Origin of the sequence: Paenibacillus lignilyticus, assembly GCF_017942085.1 — a bacterium.
Taxonomy (GTDB): Bacteria; Bacillota; Bacilli; order Paenibacillales; family Paenibacillaceae; genus Paenibacillus_Z; species Paenibacillus_Z lignilyticus.
The window spans coordinates 184,797-197,774 of the sequence record NZ_JAGKSP010000006.1; the positions used below are offsets into that span (position 1 = coordinate 184,797).

At 52.6% G+C, this 12,978-nt stretch carries 17 protein-coding genes; 14 read left to right on the forward strand and 3 right to left on the reverse strand.

Annotated features, from left to right (window positions below):
* Nucleotides 1-197: 197 nt before the first annotated feature.
* The 5 genes from I8J30_RS16670 to I8J30_RS16690 all read left to right on the forward strand — a co-directional run bounded on the left by I8J30_RS16670 (nt 198) and on the right by I8J30_RS16690 (nt 4,395).
* Nucleotides 198-722, forward strand: a complete 525-nt coding sequence (locus tag I8J30_RS16670) for a YqhR family membrane protein (RefSeq protein ID WP_210659586.1) — start codon at nt 198-200, stop codon at nt 720-722.
* Between the two features lie 85 nt (nt 723-807).
* On the forward strand, nt 808-1,260 hold the full coding sequence (aroQ, locus tag I8J30_RS16675; RefSeq protein ID WP_091219267.1) for a type II 3-dehydroquinate dehydratase: 453 nt from the start codon (nt 808-810) through the stop codon (nt 1,258-1,260).
* Between the two features lie 4 nt (nt 1,261-1,264).
* The gene (locus I8J30_RS16680; protein WP_210659588.1) at nt 1,265-2,341 is read left to right on the forward strand and encodes a M24 family metallopeptidase; all 1,077 of its coding nucleotides are present in this window, start codon (nt 1,265-1,267) and stop codon (nt 2,339-2,341) included.
* 95 nt (nt 2,342-2,436) lie between these two features.
* On the forward strand, nt 2,437-3,003 hold the full coding sequence (gene efp / locus I8J30_RS16685) for an elongation factor P (RefSeq protein ID WP_090976934.1): 567 nt from the start codon (nt 2,437-2,439) through the stop codon (nt 3,001-3,003).
* A 138-nt stretch (nt 3,004-3,141) separates the two neighbouring features.
* Nucleotides 3,142-4,395 carry an aspartate kinase gene (locus I8J30_RS16690; protein WP_210659589.1) on the forward strand — a complete coding sequence of 418 codons (1,254 nt, stop codon included), beginning with the start codon at nt 3,142-3,144 and terminating at the stop codon, nt 4,393-4,395.
* Between the two features lie 79 nt (nt 4,396-4,474).
* On the opposite strand, the gene I8J30_RS16695 is transcribed toward I8J30_RS16690, so the two are convergent.
* The 3 genes from I8J30_RS16695 to comA all read right to left on the reverse strand — a co-directional run bounded on the left by I8J30_RS16695 (nt 4,475) and on the right by comA (nt 6,624).
* Entirely contained in the window at nt 4,475-4,936 is a 462-nt protein-coding gene (locus I8J30_RS16695) for a DUF441 domain-containing protein (protein ID WP_091219260.1), read from the reverse strand.
* A 108-nt stretch (nt 4,937-5,044) separates the two neighbouring features.
* Nucleotides 5,045-5,755, reverse strand: coding sequence for a 2-phosphosulfolactate phosphatase (locus I8J30_RS16700; RefSeq protein ID WP_210659591.1), 711 nt, complete (start codon nt 5,753-5,755; stop codon nt 5,045-5,047).
* 29 nt (nt 5,756-5,784) lie between these two features.
* Nucleotides 5,785-6,624 carry a phosphosulfolactate synthase gene (comA, locus tag I8J30_RS16705; protein WP_210659594.1) on the reverse strand — a complete coding sequence of 280 codons (840 nt, stop codon included), beginning with the start codon at nt 6,622-6,624 and terminating at the stop codon, nt 5,785-5,787.
* Between the two features lie 204 nt (nt 6,625-6,828).
* Here comA and I8J30_RS16710 point away from each other — a divergent pair, with 204 nt between their 5' ends.
* From I8J30_RS16710 to I8J30_RS16750, 9 genes are all read left to right on the forward strand, one after another.
* Nucleotides 6,829-7,095 carry a YqhV family protein gene (locus I8J30_RS16710; RefSeq protein WP_210659596.1) on the forward strand — a complete coding sequence of 89 codons (267 nt, stop codon included), beginning with the start codon at nt 6,829-6,831 and terminating at the stop codon, nt 7,093-7,095.
* 148 nt (nt 7,096-7,243) lie between these two features.
* On the forward strand, nt 7,244-8,254 hold the full coding sequence (gene spoIIIAA / locus I8J30_RS16715; protein WP_210659597.1) for a stage III sporulation protein AA: 1,011 nt from the start codon (nt 7,244-7,246) through the stop codon (nt 8,252-8,254).
* Nucleotides 8,247-8,765, forward strand: coding sequence for a stage III sporulation protein SpoIIIAB (spoIIIAB, locus tag I8J30_RS16720; RefSeq protein ID WP_210659600.1), 519 nt, complete (start codon nt 8,247-8,249; stop codon nt 8,763-8,765). The genes spoIIIAA and spoIIIAB overlap by 8 nt, the downstream gene beginning before the upstream one ends.
* Nucleotides 8,766-8,780: 15 nt before the next feature.
* Nucleotides 8,781-8,984, forward strand: a complete 204-nt coding sequence (gene spoIIIAC / locus I8J30_RS16725) for a stage III sporulation protein AC (RefSeq protein WP_090976915.1) — start codon at nt 8,781-8,783, stop codon at nt 8,982-8,984.
* Nucleotides 8,985-9,014: 30 nt separating this feature from the next.
* On the forward strand, nt 9,015-9,410 hold the full coding sequence (spoIIIAD, locus tag I8J30_RS16730) for a stage III sporulation protein AD (RefSeq protein WP_091219247.1): 396 nt from the start codon (nt 9,015-9,017) through the stop codon (nt 9,408-9,410).
* A 6-nt stretch (nt 9,411-9,416) separates the two neighbouring features.
* On the forward strand, nt 9,417-10,697 hold the full coding sequence (gene spoIIIAE, locus I8J30_RS16735) for a stage III sporulation protein AE (protein WP_210659601.1): 1,281 nt from the start codon (nt 9,417-9,419) through the stop codon (nt 10,695-10,697).
* A 23-nt stretch (nt 10,698-10,720) separates the two neighbouring features.
* Nucleotides 10,721-11,443: a stage III sporulation protein AF gene (gene spoIIIAF, locus I8J30_RS16740; RefSeq protein ID WP_210659604.1), complete on the forward strand. Its 723-nt coding sequence runs from the start codon at nt 10,721-10,723 to the stop codon at nt 11,441-11,443.
* 18 nt (nt 11,444-11,461) lie between these two features.
* Nucleotides 11,462-12,097 carry a stage III sporulation protein AG gene (gene spoIIIAG, locus I8J30_RS16745; protein WP_091219244.1) on the forward strand — a complete coding sequence of 212 codons (636 nt, stop codon included), beginning with the start codon at nt 11,462-11,464 and terminating at the stop codon, nt 12,095-12,097.
* A gap of 36 nt (nt 12,098-12,133) precedes the next feature.
* The gene (locus I8J30_RS16750) at nt 12,134-12,841 is read left to right on the forward strand and encodes a SpoIIIAH-like family protein (protein ID WP_210659606.1); all 708 of its coding nucleotides are present in this window, start codon (nt 12,134-12,136) and stop codon (nt 12,839-12,841) included.
* Nucleotides 12,842-12,978: the final 137 nt, after the last annotated feature.

The following is a 12,978-nucleotide window of genomic DNA, read 5'->3' on the forward strand; positions in this document are numbered from 1 at the left end:
AATCACCATCCTTTAGTTTGACATTTGCGTCTATGAATAATTTCGAATCCTCTCCTTATTGTACTTGATTCCCGTGCTGATTGCGAGTAGCATCGATTCCCTGAATTGCTGGATGTTCCGATTTGCGGCAGAAACGATTGCGCATACTAACGCCAATCACTATCTAGATCAATCCAATTGCAGGAGGCGCATGTCAGATGCGGAAAGTAACTACAGAACGCAGAAAGCATAACAGTCCAAGCGATTACAACGGTAAGCCGCATACCAATCCGTTTGGCTATTGCCTGAAACTAGGCTTTTTTGCCGGCGTCATTTGGGGCTTGCTGCATTGGCTGCTGTACGCGATTCACTTTACAAAGGTAATGCCCGGATTTCTCTTGGAGCCCTTCCTCCAGCAATCCTTCTTGAAGTCGGGCTGGGGGCATTTCGCCGGAATTGTGGCATTTACCGTGTTTTCGATAATCGCGACTTTCATCTATAAGGTGCTGCTGGGGAGGCTGGGGGGACCATGGGCGGGAGTATTCTACGGCTTAGTCTGGTGGCTCCTGCTGTTTATGACGATCGGCCCCGTAATGCAGATGATGGATCCCGTCAATAAAATCGGTTACGACACGTTATTTACAGAAGGCTGTTTCTTCACGCTATGGGGCTTGTTTATCGGCTACACGATCGCCTTCGAATTTACCGACGAGGCGTCAAGAGAACCGGCTGGCGCACTCTAGCTATATCCGGGTCTGGAGAGCACTTCTCAAAAGGTGGGTCTTTGTGATAGAATGGCTAATGATCTATGCGCCGGGAGGACTCTCCATGACCAGAATACTTGTACTTAATGGGCCGAATCTAAACATGCTCGGCATCCGGGAACCCGGTGTTTACGGTTCGATGTCGCTTCAGGCGATCGAATCGTTAGTGAAGGAAACCGCAGATTCGCTGGGAGCGGAAGTTTCGTTCTTTCAGTCGAATCATGAGGGAGCGATCATTGATCGCATTCATGAAGCCTATGGCCAAGCGGATGGAATTGTTATGAATCCGGGTGCCTTTACCCATTACAGCTATGCGATTCGCGATGCGATCAGCAGTGTAGGCTTGCCTGTAGTAGAGGTACATATCTCGAATATTCATAAACGCGAAGCTTTCCGCCATGTTTCGGTCATTGCGCCTGTTGCCGTCGGACAAATCGCCGGTTTTGGCGCACAGAGCTATGTGCTTGGCTTGAACGCACTGCTTCAACATTTACAGCAGCATAATGAAAAAGGGTGATTCCATGACATCTAAACGTTTAGCCGGTTTACGTGATAAGCTCCCTGCTTTGCAGGCGGATGCGATTCTCGTAACGAGTGCCGTTAACCGTCGGTACATAAGTGGATTTACAGGCTCATCGGGCGTGCTGCTCATCACAGCTTCAGACAGTTGGCTGTTGACGGATTTCCGTTATATGACACAGGCTCCGGAGCAAGCGCCGGACTTTACGGTTGTCGAGCATGGACCGAAGTGGATGGATACGGTGAAGGATCTGGCCGCTTCCGCGGGAGTTCGCACGCTTGCTTTCGAACAGGATCACGTCGTATTCAGCAGCTATACCGCTTGGAAAGAAGCGCTTGGCGCCGCAATCGAATTGACTCCGGCTTCCGGCGTCATCGAAGATTTGCGATTGTTCAAGGATGAAGCAGAGCTTGCCGTCATTCGTGAATCCTGCGCGCTTGCCGATGACACGTTCAATCATATTCTTGGCTTTATCAAGCCGGGTCTGCGCGAACGCGAAGTTGCGCTTGAGATGGAGATGTTTATGCGCAGCAGAGGCGCGACATCGTCCTCATTCGATACCATTGTAGCATCAGGAGAACGTTCCGCTTTGCCGCATGGTGTTGCAAGTGACCGTGTAATTGGCAATAATGAGTTTGTGAAGCTTGATTTTGGCGCTTTATATAACGGTTATTGCTCTGACCTTACGAGAACGATCGTGGTGGGGAAACCTTCAGACCGTCATCGCGAGATTTATGACATTGTATTGGAAGCTCAGCTTGCCGCATTGGCAGGCATCAAACCGGGCATGACCGGACGCGAAGCAGATGCGCTGGCGCGCGACATTATTACGCGCCATGGCTACGGCGACAAATTCGGACATGGAACGGGTCACGGCTTTGGCATGGAAATTCACGAGTCGCCGCGTTTGTCGGTGGGCGGAACGACCGTTCTTGAACCGGGTATGACCGTTACGGTGGAGCCGGGCATTTACATTCCGGGTTTCGGCGGCGTTCGGATCGAAGACGATATCGTCATCACCGCTGATGGAAATGCGTTATTAACCTCATCCCCGAAGACATTCTTCACTTTGGCGTGAGTTTTATAAAAACAGGGTGCGTTAAACTCCCTATTCCAATCAAAGAGAGCGTTTGATTCCATCAAACTCCCTATTACAGTACAGGAGGAATTGCAGTGATTTCAGTTAATGATTTTAAAACAGGCCTAACCGTTGAGGTAGAAGGCGATATCTTCACCGTTATTGATTTTCAACACGTTAAACCAGGTAAAGGCGCAGCGTTCGTTCGCTCGAAGCTGAAGAACCTCAGAAACGGCAACACTGTCGAAAGAACGTTCCGCGCAGGCGAGAACATCGGTAAAGCCAACATCGAGAACCGTGCCGTACAATACCTGTACAACTCGGGTTCCGAATATTCTTTTATGGATAACGAAACGTATGACCAATTCACGCTTGATAAAAAGCAACTGGAATGGGAAATTAACTTCCTGAAAGAAAACATGACCGTTAACATCTCCAGCTACAATACAGAAATCATCGGTATCCAATTGCCGAACACGGTTGACCTGAAAGTAACGGAAACAGAGCCAGGCGTTAAAGGCAACACGGCACAAGGCGCTACGAAGAACGCGACTTGTGAAACAGGCCTTAACGTTCAAGTTCCGCTCTTCATTAACGAAGGCGATGTACTGCTGATCGATACACGCGACGGCAAATACATTTCCCGTGCTAAAGAGCAATAAGAAGCAGTTGCAAAGCCGTCCGGACATCGCGCCGAACGGCTTTTTTGTCATATTCAAACTTACGTATATATGCTATAATCTTGTTTTATGAAGAACTTTAGAATTTACACTTAGAACTGCGTTGGGAGTGGATCAGAAGTGTCGTTGATAGTAATGAAGTTCGGCGGCAGCTCCGTCGGCTCAACAGAGCGGATGCAACGGGTTGCAAGGCGAATCGCCGATTATAAGGAAGCCGGTCATAAGGTTGTAGTAGTCGTCTCCGCTATGGGAGATACAACCGACGATCTAATCGATCAATCCAAGCTGCTAAACGCGAACCCGCCCGCACGTGAAATGGATATGCTGCTGACGGTAGGCGAACAAATATCGGTTGCGCTGCTTTCGATGGCCATTGATGCAATTGGGCACAAGGCGATGTCATTCACAGGTTGGCAAGCAGGAATCGAGACAGAAGCGGTTCATGCGAAGGCACGGATTACGGATATTAAGCCGGATCGAATTTTTGCCGCATTAGACAATGGGTACACGGTAATTGTTGCAGGTTTCCAGGGCTCCACTTCTGAAGGCGAGATCACGACACTGGGCCGCGGCGGCTCCGATACGACGGCCGTAGCACTGGCTGCTGCCATTAAAGCGGATGTCTGTGAAATTTACACGGATGTTGACGGTATCTATTCGACAGATCCGCGCGTAGTGAAGTGCGCTCGTAAATTGGATGAGATTTCGTACGACGAAATGCTCGAGCTTGCGAACTTAGGCGCAGCCGTCCTTCATCCGCGAGCAGTGGAATATGCCAAAAATTATAATGTACGTCTTGTAGTTCGTTCTAGCTTTACGCAAAATGAAGGCACGAGTGTGAAGGAGGAAGCGGTCATGGAACAAGGGATGGTCGTTCGCGGCATCGCCTATGACAAAAACGTAGCACGAATCAGTATTCTGGGTGTAGAAGATATTCCGGGCGTACTTGCAAAAGTGTTCGGCGCGCTTGCTTCTAACGGCATCGACGTTGATATTATCGTTCAAAGCGGCACCCAAGACGGTAAAGCAGACTTTGCGTTCACGGTTTCCCTGAACGATAAAGATAAAGCAATCGCAGTCGTTGAGGGCATTCGCAATGAAGTGCCATACCGTGAAGTCAACTCCGAAGTGGATCTCGTTAAAGTTTCCATCGTTGGCGCGGGCATGGTCAGCAACCCTGGTGTTGCAGCGAAAATGTTCGCGGCGATTTACGAGCTGGGCATCAGCATTAAGCTGGTTTCCACTTCCGAAATTCGTTTGTCGGTTGTTATTGCAGCCGATACGGTACATGATGTGATCCGTGCGCTTCATACCGCTTACGGACTTGACACGGCTGATCAAGTATTTGTTGGCGGTCCACAAGACAGACGCTAAGTGTATAGGCAGATAGAACAAAGGACAGCAGCGCCATTGAGCGTTGCTGTCCTTTTTGCTGCCGTGCCGGTCATCTTGCTTAGAACCGATCGGCAATGAAGCTGAACAGTTTAAACAAGATCGCCGTAATCCCGGCTGCCATAAGCGGGCCAACCGGAATACCGCGCAGAAATACGATGCCAATGATGGATCCCACCACTAAGCCTACGATAAGCTGAGGGTCGAATTTTAGCATTTCGAGGCCTTTGCCGTTGACATAGGTGGCGATCGCGCCGCCGGTCAGAGCCAGTATGCCGGGCCAGGAGGTAATGACATTCATCATGTCCTTGGAGCTGATTCGCTCGGACGCGAACGGGACAAGCACGCTGAACGTCAGAAATAACAAGCCAAGCTCAAGTCCTCTGCGTTCGATCGTTGGGAGGAAACGCTCCAGATGGACGAGCTTGACGATCAGCAGCACGCAGGCTGCCGTAGAGATAATCGGCGAACGGCCGATTAAGCCGATTACAATCAGAAGAACAAGAACGACTTCCCCGCTCATGCTTGTGGACTCCTTCAATCCGTATGTCACCGCCTTCGCGCCTCACGCGCAGGCGCCCATACCCCATTGTATGGAACAAGCCTCCCGGTTATGTCAGTTTAGCCTCGCTCAGCTCTGTACGAGCATATCCCCTTGCATTCTCGGAACGATCCCGCTTATGTTCACTTGACTGCAGCGCTCAATATCCCGTCCGCTTCCATTCTTGTTCAGCCGTTTACCTGTCGTGCTGGACTGCAGCATCTCATGAATCGCAGTACCGGCGCTCTTGTAGAGTCCGAGCATAGCGGAGCCGATATCATTCATTTCAAGCGGAGAAGGGCTGAGCTGCTGCAGCTCGCTTATAAGCAAGCCGGCGCATAAGCCGTCCTCAAGTGCGAATTCATCATGGCTTCCGGCGCACAGCAGCACAATATCGCGGCGCAGCTCCAGCGCCGTACGCGCACAGGCTGCCGCATTATTGAGGGAACCAACGAGCACATGATCGGCTCGCATCGCTTTATGAATGGCGCGCGTGCCATTCGTTGTCGTTAATACAATTCGACGGCCGAGTACGTTGTCGGCTGTGAATTCCTCCGGGGAGTTTCCCAGATCAAAGCCGGGAATTTTGCGGCAGAAACGTTCGCCTGCGATCAGATTCCCCCCAGTTTGCAGCGCCCTCGCTTCCAGGACGGTTTCGACAGGCACAATGCCGGCTGCTCCGGCTTCCAACGCGGCAACGATCGTACTCGTCGCGCGCAGCACATCAATGACGATAGCCGTCCGGTGCGTGAATCGTTCGGATTGCGCTTCGTTGACGTTGGAAATGACTTCGATATGCATACGTGAAACAACATCCTTCCCAAGCTTCCTTAAATCATATAAATAAACGGCTCAACGCGAGCGCCGAAATGGAACGTATCCGAGCGGAGTCCCCGGCGCATCGTTTCCAGCGCCAACACTTCCGAAGGTTGAATATTGCCTAAATTCACTTCCGAGCCGAACGTTTGCAGGAGCAGAACCTGCTGCTGCTTCAAGGGGGTTTCCCACATGATGCGAGAAATATCGCCCAGAGAATGGCTGACAGCTTCCAGCACACTTTGGGAGCATTCGCCGTTCCGATCGAACAGACCAACATTCATCCCCGATTCTCTTGCTTCAATCGTGACTAGGGCGGCACCTGCCTGCCAGTCTGCCTCGGCCGTTACAACTAATTCATTGGCATCCACAAGGGAACCGGACAGTTTCTTGCCGTATTCGGTGACGACATTCAGACCATTGCTAAGCCCTTCTTTAATGAGATCCGTTCGGAGCTTTCGGCTGAGTTCGATGGTGCCGTCCGAAACCTCGATTCCGTTAAATCCGAGTCGGCACACCGTGCGGAAGAAAGAAGGCACGACTTCCTGTTGGACGGCCGTCTCAAGCAGCGTTCCGCCGGGCATGATCGTAAGTCCGCATCGTTTCGCCAGCTCGATTTTGCTCAAGAGCAGATCGGTTGGATAGAGGGGAGCCGTACCAAAGCCCAGTTTAATGCAATCGATGTAACCAGCTGCTGTTTCGAGCAGATCTGAGAACGCATGACGTCCGAGTCCTTTGTCAATAACCATGGTTTTGCCGCGTCCGGTAGTCCGGTGCGCATTCTGGGCGACCTCACGCCGGCCGCTTGGATCGTTTAAAGCTGAAGGCCAAGAAGCCTGTGATATAGATCTCATGATATCTCCTCGCAATCGTTTCTTTTCCACAGCAATATATGCAGGGAGCCCAGAGCGTGTGCGAAGGGGGAAAGTGCCTCGCACTCGTATTCGCCAAAGTTGTGAGAATGAAAGAGAGACAGGCCTGCATAGGCTGTAGAAGAGCCGGGCGTTCTAGCAATACGTGCTGCGCGCTCATGTTCACTAGGGAAAGAGGCGATAGAGATGCTTAACAAAATCGTGCTTAGTATGGCATCGATCCGCATGTTCTCCGGCTCGCTGGAGATAATGGCCGCACTGCTGATGCTGCGACTGAATCAAATCGACAAGGCGCTCGTTGTCAATTCGTCACTTGCGCTTGTAGGGCCATTCGTGCTGATTTCAACGACCATGATCGGACTCGTAGGTCTCTCGGATAAATTATCGTTTGGCAAAATGCTTTGGATCGTTTGCGGCGTCGCTTGTATTCTGATCGGCGTGCTCAAGAAATGAGCCAAAGAAGTCTTCCGCAGAGGGTTGCGAAGCGGGGAATCTAGTCATATTGCGCGGCTTTGCGGAATAGAATGGGATACAAAGATGGACAATCACTCACACTTACTCTAGCAATCTAGCAGAAACGAAGAGCCGGGAGGGATGCCGGATGCTCAAAAAAGTGCAGCATTTGCTGCCTTCCGAGCTTACAGAGGTGCTCGGACGAATACCGGATCGGCTGAAGGATGCCGTGGAAGAGATTCGGATCCGGGAGAACAGGCCGCTTGAAATTAGCACCGGACTGGCCTTCTGGTTCGTCTCCGCGCAAGGCGTGCTGCTGCCGAATCCGGAGAATGCGTACAAGCCTTCTCCGGAGACATGCCGCAAGCTGCTCGAACGCGTAACGAATCACTCGCTCTACGCGATGGAAGAAGAACTGCGCCGCGGCTACATCACGGTAGCCGGCGGCCATCGAATTGGACTGGCTGGGCGCACGGTGCTGGAGCATGGACAAGTTCGCGGCATCCGTGATATTGCTGCGTTCAATGTACGGATAGCCAGAGAAGTCATTGGCGCCGCCGCATCGCTGCTGCCGAAGCTGCTGGACCATCAGAGGCGTTCCTTGCAGTCCACGCTCGTGATCGCGCCGCCTCAGCAAGGCAAGACGACACTGGTCCGAGATCTGGCAAGAGCGGTCAGCAGCGGCGCTTGGGGTCATCCATCCGCGATGGACTGGCCCGGACGCAAGGTCGGCATCGTGGATGAACGGTCGGAAATCGCCGCTTGTGTCAGAGGGGTTCCCACCTTTAATGTCGGCCCTCGAACCGATGTGATGGATGCTTGTCCGAAAGCGGAGGGGATGATGATGATGCTTCGCTCGATGTCTCCGGAGATTATGATCGTCGATGAAATCGGCCGCGAAGAGGATGGCGATGCCATTCTGGACGCGAGCCATGCCGGCGTTACGGTCATCGCGACCGCGCATGCCAAGGACCTGGAGGATGCGAGAGGCCGGCCGGTGCTGGGCAGATTGCTCGCTGCCGGGGCATTCCAGCAATGCGTGGAGCTTCGGCGCAATGGCGGAAGCCTGATGAGCCGCGTGCTCCCGGCCGCGGCCGCCGGCAGAGCGCCGGCGGCAAGAGAGCCGACTGCATGGAAGGGAGGCGATCGCCATGGTTGAGCTTATCGGCGCTGCGTTAATTTTGTTTGCCGGCACCATGATCGGCTTCCTCCAGGCGTCGCGCTATGCCGCGCGGCCGATCCAGATCAGGCAGCTGATCTACGCCTTACAACGGCTTGAGACCGAAATCGGCTATGGGTACACGCCGCTTCCGGAGGCTATCAGCCGCTGCGCAGCTTACTTGCCTGAACCGGTCGCATCGTTGCTCCTTGATGTCAACAGGCGGCTGGAGCAGACAGGCGAGCTGACCTTCCGCGAAAGCTGGGAAGGGGCAGCGAATGCGTATTGGCCGCATACGGCGATGCGGCAGCCGGAGCAGGCGGCATTGATTCGACTCGGCTCTGCGCTTGGAATCAGCGACAGGGAAGATCAGATCAAGAACCTGAAGCTGGCGATGCAGCAGCTGCAGTCGGAGGAAGAAGCGGCACGGCACGATAGTGCGCGGTTTTCGAAAATGTGGAAGAGCCTCGGAGTTCTCACAGCCGCGCTAGTCGTCATTTTGATTTTGTAGCGGGGTGCCGGAAGAATGAACATTGATGTGAGCGCCATCTTTCAAATTGCCGGAATCGGCATTATCACGGCGATGATCCATACCGTACTCAAGCAGATGGGCAAAGAAGATATGGCGCACTGGGTCACGCTGATCGGCTTTGTCGTCGTCCTTTTTATGGTCGTGAGCCTCTTGAACGATCTGTTTCAAGAAATCAAAACGATCTTCCTGTTTCAATGACGCTACTGGGGCAAGGCGGGTGAACGCAACTTGGAAATCATCCAAATCGTCGGGCTCGGTTTAGTCGCGACGGTGCTCGTCCTCGTCGTACGCGAACAGAAGCCGATGTTCGGTTTCTTGCTGGCAGCCTTTACGGGGCTCTTCATTTTCTTGTTTGTCATCGGCAAAATCGAAGCGGTCATCACGGTGCTGGAGCAGCTGGCGGATCGATCCGGCATACCGTCCATCTACTTGAAGACGATTCTGAAAATCATCGGAATTGCCTACATTGCGGAGTTCGGTTCTCAAATTGTACGGGACGCCGGGCAGGAAAGCATCGCTTCGAAGATAGAATTCGCCGGTAAAATACTCATTCTTGTGCTGGCCGTCCCAATCATCAGCGTCATCGTAGAAACAGTACTCGGCCTTCTGCCGGTGGGGAGTTGAAGCATTATGCGGCGGCACTGGACCATCCGCTTCGCGGTGCTGCAAGCAGTGCTCTTGCTGGGGCTGCTGACGATTCTGCCGATTGCTGCATTTGCGGATGCACAATCGAGCATTCAGAACATGGCTGCCTCAGTCGAATCAACGGCTGCACCGGAAGCGGACGACCCCTCTCCAAACGACAATGCATCTTCGGTCAATAAGAATCTGGCCGGTGATCAGGTCAAGGAGATCAATACAGAAGACGTAGAGAAGTATTGGAACAAGCTGATGTCTGAATACGGGGGCTTCTTCCCGGATAACAATGTGCCGAGCTTCGCCGAAATGATTATGCCCGGCGGCGAAGGACTGAAGCTGACAACGGTGCTTGCGGGGCTGCTCAAGTATGTCCTGCACGAAATTTTGTATAACGGCAAGCTGCTGGTCACGATCGTCATTCTAACCGTATTCAGCATGATGCTCGAGACGATGCAAACCGCATTCGAACGCAATGCAGTCAGCAAAGTAGCCTACAGCATCACCTACATGGTCATGATCGTCCTGGCGGTGAACAGCTTTAATGTCGCCATCGGCTACGCGAAAGATGCCATAACCGGGATGATCCAGTTCATGCTTGCCATGGTGCCGCTGCTGCTGACGCTTCTCGCCACAATGGGCAGCGTTGTAACGGTTTCGGTGCTTCACCCGCTGATCATCTTTATGATTAATGCGGTCGGCACAGTCATCTACACATTCGTATTCCCGCTGCTCTTCTTCTCGGCTGTCCTGCATATCGCGAGTGCGGTGTCTGATAAGTTCAAAGTGACTCAGCTGGCGAATGTGCTGCGCAATTTCAGCGTCGGTTTGCTCGGCGTCATGCTGACGGTGTTTCTTGGGGTCATCTCCGTGCAGGGGGCTACCGGTTCGGTAACCGACGGGGTGACGATGCGAACCGCGAAGTTTATTACGGGTAATTTCGTTCCCGTCATTGGACGAACCTTCTCGGATGCGGCGGATACGGTTATGTCAGCTTCGCTGCTGGTGAAGAATGCCATTGGCCTTGCAGGCGTGGTGATCATATTGTTCCTATGCGCGTTTCCCGCGATCAAAATCATTACACTTGCGCTCATCTACAACGTATCCGCAGCAATCATGCAGCCGCTCGGCGATAGTCCCATCGTGAGCTGTCTGCAAACCATAGGCAAAACGCTGATTTATGTGTTTGCCGCACTTGCCGCTGTCGGACTCATGTTCTTCCTGGCCATCACCATTGTCCTTACAGCAGGCAACGCTGCAATCATGATTCGGTAAAAAGTTAGGCGGTGGAATTCAGCATGATGAACTGGCTGGCGGTGTGGCTGCAGCAAATCATCGCGGTGGTGCTGCTGGCGGGCTTTATCGATCTGCTGCTCCCAAACAAAGCGATGCAGCGGTATGTCAGACTTGTAGCGGGCTTGATCATACTGTTGACGATTCTGACTCCGGTCATCAGGCTGCTGCAAGGTGATTTTAACGCCAAGCTTGATGCGCAGGTAGAGAATTGGGTCCATAACACGAAGTCCGAGCAATTCCACATGCCGACACTTGAAGATATCCAGCAAAATGCAAAGGACCTGCAGCGAAAGCAGCAGTCAGCTGCAACCGCATTAACCGAGCAGAAGCTGGAGGAAGCGATGAAAGCGGGACTTGCAGAGAACGCGGGGCTTCATGCGGCAGCTGTCCACGTTAAGCTCGAAATGAATAAAGACGGTCAATCCGCTCAAATTGCCGGCGTTACCGTATCGCTCCTGCCCCCTGAAGCGCAGGCAGCAGCCGAGGCGGAGAAGTCCGACCAAACGAAAAGCGTCAGTGAGGTCGAAGCCGTCGAGGTTACCGTGCAGCCGGAAGCTGCTTCACAAGGCAGTAATCAATCAGCATCCGACTCGGAAACGGCGGAGAAGGAAGCGCCCGGCGCGGTGACCGATGCGGTGAAAGAGGTCCTTCGATTAGGCTGGGGCGTGGCTCCGCGATTAATTGAAGTAAACGTACAGAATGCAGCTCCGGATGCGGCTTACTAATGAAAGGGGAGAACGACGTTGGCCAATTGGCTGAGCGGGTTGGAGTCAACCATCGGCAAGGGGCAAGGCGGACCTAAGCGGGTGAAGACGCTGCGCTGGCTGCTCATTATCGGCTTAATCGGAATAGGGCTTATGGTGGTCAACTCTTTTCTGTCCTATCAGAAGGTGCCAACCGCAGACCAAGCTGCTTCCGGGACGCCGCCGACCGAAGAAGTTTTCCTCGGTAATAACTCATCCGAGCATTCTTCCTTTGACGGCATCGAGCAGCCGCTTGAGGCGAGGCTCAAAGATATTTTAGAGAAAATCGTCGGTGTCGGATTGGTCGATGTCTTCGTGACCATTGATTCAACGGAAGAGGTTACGGTTCATATCGATGAGAAGGAATCCCAGCAAATCACGAACGAAATCGATAAGAACGGCGGGAAGCGCAACATTACTTCCATTACCAAGGAAGGCAAAGTAGTGCTTTACAACACAAATGGGGATACGGCTCCGATTATCGTCAAACGTATCCAGCCGAAGGTCCGCGGGGTGCTCATCGTGGCTAAGGGCGCGGAGAACGGAGTGGTCAGACGTTTAATTATAGACGCGGTGGAGAAAGGGCTCAATGTCGCGATTAACCGCATTTCGGTCGTTCCACGCAAGCATCAATAATACCAATTGGACAATGAAAAGGGAGGCTGTTCGTTCATGAACAACAAAAGGCAAACGATTTGGCTGGTATCCATGCTAAGCTTGATGGTCATTTTATCGGCCTACTACTTGTTTACGGAAGATGTGAACCCATCGCAGGTGGCAACTGACGGCACGCAGCAAGAACAGGTGAAGGGGGATGCGACGGAAGCATCCGGCACGACGGCGAACGATGAGGGAATTACGGTTACGGACGTAACTGACGGAACAAGCGCGAATGCAACGGATTCGAATGCAACGGATTCAACTTCGAATGCCGCGCAGGAGCAAGGAACGGCAACCGATCCGGCGGCAACGGCAGCTGCGAATCAGGAAGACGAAGAGGTGCTTCGTCAACTCGAAGAAGCAGGCGGTTTCAGTGCCAGCGTATTCAGCCAAATGCAGGAGAAACGTGATCAGAAATTATACGATGAGTATAATAAGCTGTATGGCACCATCTCTGATACGAAGCAAGATGACAAAGCAGCCGGTTCGGCTGTCGAACAGTTGAACCTGCTTGAAGACAAGAGCTCTAAGATTACAGGGCTTGAGGAAGAACTGGTGAAGCAGTTCAGCAACGCCGCTGTTTATCCGGACGGAGATCGCTACAAAGTCGTTGTACAGAGCGACAAATTAGAGAAAAGCCAAGCGGACAGCATCCTTACAATGGTCATTACGGAGCTCGGCGTTTCGCCGGAGCAAGTTACCATTCAGTACGTCAAGTAAGGCAAATAAGGAAGGCCCCGATGCCAAAATCAGTGGCAATGGGGCTTTTTCCCATCAACGATGTATAAAAAATGGGTTCGTGTTCCGCAAGGTTTGTGCTATAATGGTTTCGGTATGTGCAGGTTTGGTAAATGTCA

Excerpts from the sequence above, each read along its gene's own strand:
- I8J30_RS16670 (WP_210659586.1), top strand. The coding sequence starts at position 198 with ATGCGGAAAGTAACTACAGAACGCAGAAAGCATAACAGTCCAAGCGAT.
- aroQ (WP_091219267.1), top strand. The coding sequence starts at position 808 with ATGACCAGAATACTTGTACTTAATGGGCCGAATCTAAACATGCTCGGC.
- I8J30_RS16680 (WP_210659588.1), top strand. The coding sequence starts at position 1,265 with ATGACATCTAAACGTTTAGCCGGTTTACGTGATAAGCTCCCTGCTTTG.
- I8J30_RS16695 (WP_091219260.1), bottom strand. The coding sequence starts at position 4,936 with ATGAGCGGGGAAGTCGTTCTTGTTCTTCTGATTGTAATCGGCTTAATC.
- I8J30_RS16700 (WP_210659591.1), bottom strand. The coding sequence starts at position 5,755 with ATGCATATCGAAGTCATTTCCAACGTCAACGAAGCGCAATCCGAACGA.
- comA (WP_210659594.1), bottom strand. The coding sequence starts at position 6,624 with ATGAGATCTATATCACAGGCTTCTTGGCCTTCAGCTTTAAACGATCCA.
- I8J30_RS16710 (WP_210659596.1), top strand. The coding sequence starts at position 6,829 with ATGCTTAACAAAATCGTGCTTAGTATGGCATCGATCCGCATGTTCTCC.
- spoIIIAA (WP_210659597.1), top strand. The coding sequence starts at position 7,244 with ATGCTCAAAAAAGTGCAGCATTTGCTGCCTTCCGAGCTTACAGAGGTG.
- spoIIIAB (WP_210659600.1), top strand. The coding sequence starts at position 8,247 with ATGGTTGAGCTTATCGGCGCTGCGTTAATTTTGTTTGCCGGCACCATG.
- spoIIIAC (WP_090976915.1), top strand. The coding sequence starts at position 8,781 with ATGAACATTGATGTGAGCGCCATCTTTCAAATTGCCGGAATCGGCATT.
- spoIIIAE (WP_210659601.1), top strand. The coding sequence starts at position 9,417 with ATGCGGCGGCACTGGACCATCCGCTTCGCGGTGCTGCAAGCAGTGCTC.
- spoIIIAF (WP_210659604.1), top strand. The coding sequence starts at position 10,721 with ATGATGAACTGGCTGGCGGTGTGGCTGCAGCAAATCATCGCGGTGGTG.
- I8J30_RS16750 (WP_210659606.1), top strand. The coding sequence starts at position 12,134 with ATGAACAACAAAAGGCAAACGATTTGGCTGGTATCCATGCTAAGCTTG.